The organism is Trebonia sp., from assembly GCF_049794275.1.
In the GTDB taxonomy this organism is placed as follows: domain Bacteria; phylum Actinomycetota; class Actinomycetes; order Streptosporangiales; family Streptosporangiaceae; genus Trebonia.
The window spans coordinates 1-4,555 of the sequence record NZ_JBARCR010001296.1 but is presented as its reverse complement, the minus strand read 5'-3'; the positions used below and the strand labels follow the sequence as shown (position 1 = coordinate 4,555).

At 70.6% G+C, this 4,555-nt stretch carries 4 protein-coding genes; 3 read left to right on the top strand and 1 reads right to left on the bottom strand.

What is annotated here, in order from left to right:
• The 3 genes from fumC to WA805_RS31420 all read left to right on the top strand — a co-directional run.
• On the top strand, window positions 1-1,463 hold a 1,463-nt coding region (gene fumC, locus WA805_RS31430; RefSeq protein WP_425244156.1), incomplete at its 5' end, for a class II fumarate hydratase.
• A 107-nt stretch (window positions 1,464-1,570) separates the two neighbouring features.
• Window positions 1,571-2,938 carry a dihydrolipoyl dehydrogenase family protein gene (locus tag WA805_RS31425; protein ID WP_422285563.1) on the top strand — a complete coding sequence of 456 codons (1,368 nt, stop codon included), beginning with the start codon at window positions 1,571-1,573 and terminating at the stop codon, window positions 2,936-2,938.
• Between the two features lies 1 nt (window position 2,939).
• Window positions 2,940-3,836, top strand: a complete 897-nt coding sequence (locus WA805_RS31420) for an NAD(+)/NADH kinase (RefSeq protein ID WP_422278224.1) — start codon at window positions 2,940-2,942, stop codon at window positions 3,834-3,836.
• A 181-nt stretch (window positions 3,837-4,017) separates the two neighbouring features.
• Here WA805_RS31420 and WA805_RS31415 read toward each other — a convergent pair.
• Window positions 4,018-4,555 (bottom strand): SDR family oxidoreductase (locus tag WA805_RS31415; protein ID WP_425244155.1); only part of this gene is annotated, 538 nt, incomplete at its 5' end.

Genomic DNA, 4,555 nt, shown 5'->3' with positions numbered 1-4,555 from the left:
TGTGCTTGGGTTGGGGTATGGACGAAGGGCCTGAGGTACTTGGCTTGCCGGTGGGGATCGGAGCTACCGGGCACCGGCGGGAAAGCGACTCGATGGGCGTCATCGACGTGCCCGCCGACCGGTACTGGGGGGCGCAGACCCAGCGGTCGCTGGTCCACTTCGGGGACATCGGCGCGGACCTGATGCCGCGGGAGGTGTACCACGCCTTCGGCTACGTGAAGAAAGCCGCGGCGCTCGCCAACGGGAAAGCGGGCAGGCTCCCCGGCTGGATGGCGAGCCTGATCGCCGGCGTCTGCGACGAGGTGATCGACGGCGAGCTTGACGGCCACTTCCCGCTGCGCGTCTGGCAGACCGGGTCCGGAACGCAGACCAACATGAACGTTAACGAGGTGATCAGCAACCGGGCCATCCAGCTGGTCGGCGGCCAGATCGGCAGCAAGACCCCGGTGCACCCCAACGACCACGTGAACATGGGGCAGTCCTCCAACGACACGTTCCCCACCGCCATGCACGTCGCGGCCGTCCGGGCGGTGCGGGAAGGCGTACTGCCGAGCGCGCGGGCGCTCATGGAGGCCATCGACGTCAAGGCCCGCGAGTGGCGGGGCGTGGTGAAGATCGGCCGCACCCACCTGGAGGACGCGGTCCCGCTGACCGTCGGCCAGGAATGGTCCGGGTTCGCCCGCCAGCTCGAACAGGCGATCAGCGGGCTCGAACGGGCCACCGCGGACCTGTACGAGCTCGCCGCCGGCGGCACCGCGGTCGGTACCGGCCTGAACGCCCCGCCCGGCTTCGCCGTCGACGTCGCGGAACGGATCGCGGCGCAGACCGGCTACCCATTCCGCACCGCGGCCAATAAGTTCGCCGCGCTGGCCGGGTCCGACGCGGTGGCCGCCGCCTCCGCCGGGCTGCGCGGGCTCGCCGTCCCGCTGACGAAGATCGCCAACGACATCCGCTGGCTGGCCTCAGGGCCCAGGGCCGGGCTCGGCGAGCTGATCCTGCCGGCCAACGAGCCGGGCAGCTCGATCATGCCGGGCAAGGTCAACCCGACGCAGTGCGAGGCCATGCTCATGGTCTGCGCCCAGGTGCTCGGGCACGACACGACGATCGCGTTCGCCGCGTCCCAGGGCAACCTGGAGCTGAACACCATGCGGCCGGTGATCATCGCCAACTTCCTGGACTCTGCGACGATCCTGGCCGGCGCCTGCCGGACCTTCCGCGTGTTCTGCGTCGACGGCGCCGAGCTCAACGAGGCGCGCATCGCCGAGCACGTCAACCGGTCGCTGATGCTGGTCACCGCCCTGTCGCCAGTGATCGGCTACGACAGGGCCGCCGAGATCGCGCACCAGGCCGACTCGCACGGCAGCACGTTGCGCGAAGCGGCGCTGGAGCTGGGCTACATCGGCGCGGAAGACTTCGACCGGGTCATCGATCCCGCGTCGATGGTTGATGACTCTCCGGCGTAGCACCCACCGCGCCCCACTCCTCGCCGTGGAGGAGAAACACGTAACGAGGCGGGTAGTTACCGTGACACATAGGCGAGTTCGGGCGAGCGGGCATAGGGAGGCGTTGAATGGCTGACGTTTATGACGTGATCGTTATCGGGGCCGGCCCCACCGGGGAGAACGTGGCTAAGCGGGCCGTGCGCGGCGGGCTCACCGCCGCCGTTGTCGAGTCGGAGCTTGCCGGCGGTGAGTGTTCTTACTGGGCGTGCATGCCCAGCAAGGCGCTGCTCCGGCCTGCCGCGGCTGTTTCTGAAGCCAACCATGTCAAGGGGGCTGTGGGGGCCCGGCTGGAAGTCTCAGGCGTCCTTGCGCGGCGGGATAAGTTCGCCCATTACTGGAAGGACGACGGGCAGGTTGAGTGGCTGAAGAACGCCGGGGCCGACTTTTTCCGCGGGGCCGGGCGGATTTCTGGCGAGCGGGCTGTCAAGGTCGCCGACGCTGAGCTTCGGGCCCGGCAGGCGGTCGTGGTGGCCGTCGGGACCCGCGCGGTCGTGCCGCCGCCGCTGGCCGGGGTCAAGCCGTGGACGAGCCGCGAGGCGACGAGCGCGCACGAGGTGCCGGAGAGCCTCGCGGTCGTCGGGGGCGGGGTCGTGGGCTGCGAGATGGCCGCCGCCTGGTCGGCGCTCGGCTCCCGGGTCACGCTGCTGCCTCGCGGCGGGCTGCTCGAGCGGCTGCCAGGCTTCGCGGGCGACCTCGTCGCCAAAGGCCTGGCCGACTCCGGCGTCGACGTCCGCCTCGGCGTTGGCGTGACCGGCGCCACCAGGAACGGATCCGTCACGCTTACGCTCGACGACGGGACCACCCTCGAAGCCGCCGAGGTCCTCGCGGCCACCGGACGCGCCCCGCGCACCGACGACATCGGCCTGGAGTCCGTCGGCCTCGCCCCCGGCTCCTGGCTCGACGTGGACGATACGATGCGCGTCACCGCCGTGGACGGCGGCTGGCTGTACGCGTCGGGCGACGTCAACCGCCTCGCCCTGCTCACCCACATGGGCAAGTACCAGGGTCGCATCTGCGGCGACGCCATCGCCGCCCGCGCCAAGGGCAAAGAACCGGAAGTCAGGGACCGGTCAAGCAAGACCTGCATCCCGCAGGTGATCTTCACCCTCCCCGAAGTCGCCGCCGTGGGCCTCACCAGGGAACAAGCCGAAGCCGCGGGCCACGCCGTCCGCGTCGTCGAGTACGAAATCGGCGACGTGGCGGGCGCGAGGCTCTTCGCCGACGATTACACGGGTCACGCCCAGATGGTCGTCAACGAGCAAACGAAAACCATCCTCGGCATGACATTGGCCGGGCCCGGCGTCGGCGAAATGATCCACGCCGCCACCATCGCGGTCGCGGGTCAGGTCCCCCTCGACAGCCTCTGGCACGCCGTCCCCTCATATCCGACCATGAGCGAGCTGTGGCTCCGGCTCCTCGAGACCTACGGACTCTGATATGCACGCAGTAGGCATCGTCCTGCACCCGCAGCGAGACTCCAAAGAAGCCGTCGATGCCATCCTCGGCTGGGCCAGAGGCAACGGCGCCACCGTCTACGGCATCGGCGACGAGATCTCCCGGCTGAACTGCGCCGCGACGGCGGTGACCGCCGAGGAGATGGCGAAGCGCGCCGACCTGATCGTGAGCCTCGGCGGCGACGGCACCATGCTGCGCGCGATGCGGCTGGCCGACGGCCAGCGCGCTCCCGTGCTCGGCGTCAACCTCGGCAAGCTCGGCTTCCTCGCGGAGGTCGACGTGCCGGACCTGCCCGACGCGCTGTCGGCCATCGACGCCCGCGACTACACGGTCGAGCCGAGGCTCGCGGTGGACAGCCTGGTCGCCGGTGAGCGCGTCACGGCGTTCAACGACATCGCCGTGGTCCGGGTGCCCGGCGGCACGGCGGCGGTGTCGCTCCTGGTGGGCGGGCAGCCGTTCGTCTCGTACGCGGCCGACGCCGTGGTCGTCGCCACGCCCACCGGCTCCACCGCCTACAGCTTCTCGGCGGGCGGCCCGATCGTCAGCCCGGCCGTAGAAGCGCTGCTCGTGACGCCCGCCGCGCCGCATTCGGCCTACAACCGGGGGCTTGTGCTCTCGGTAACCGACACGGTCGCGCTCGAGGTGCTGCCGGGGAGCGGTCAGCTCGCCGTCGAGGTGGACGGTCAGGTAGCCGGCTACCTAGGGCCCGGCGACGCGCTCGAGATCGATGCGCGTCCCGCCGCCGCCCGGGTGGTCCGGCTCGGCCACACCACGTTCTACCAGCGCGCTCGGCGCAAGCTGCGGATCGCCGACTCCGCCGAGATCATCCCGCCGAGCCTCCCGCGCCCGCCCCGGCAACTACCTAAAGTAACGGGATAACTACTTTAAATTTTCTCTGCTGGGGTGTAACACCCGGCCCGGGTGCGGCGTTCCGAACACAGGGCTTTCCCCCGCGAGGGAGCCCCCGGATGCCCCCCCGTCCGGGGGCTCCGCTCTGCGGGTTCGGCAGCAGAACCCCCCGGGGGAGCCCAACTCGCCGTCGTCGGCCGCGGCCCCGCCATCAGCCGCGGCCGATGAACGGCATCGTCGTCGCCATGATGGTCATGAACTGGACGTTCGTGTCCAGCGGCAGCTCCGCCATGTAGCGCACCGCTTCCGCGGCGTGCCGGGGGTCGAAGGTTGGCTCGGGCAGCACGCTGCCGTCCGCCTGCGGCGCGCCCGCGGCGATCTGCTGGGTCATCTCGGTCGCCGCGTTGCCGATGTCGATCTGGCCGCAGGCGATGTTGTAGCGCCGGCCGTCCAGCGAGATCGACTTCGTCAGGCCGGTGATCGCGTGCTTCGTCGCGGTGTAGCCGACGGAACGGGGCCGCGGTGACACGGCGGAGATCGAGCCGTTGTTGATGATCCGGCCGCCCTGCGGGTCCTGCGCCTTCATCATCCGCACCGCGTGGTGCGCGCACAGGTACGAGCCGGTCAGGTTGACGGCGACGATGGACTGCCAGCCCTCGGGTGAGATCTCGTCCACCGCGCCGGCGGGTGCGCCAGTGCCCGCGTTGTTGACCAGCAGGTCCAGCCGCCCGTGCCGCTCGGCCACGGCG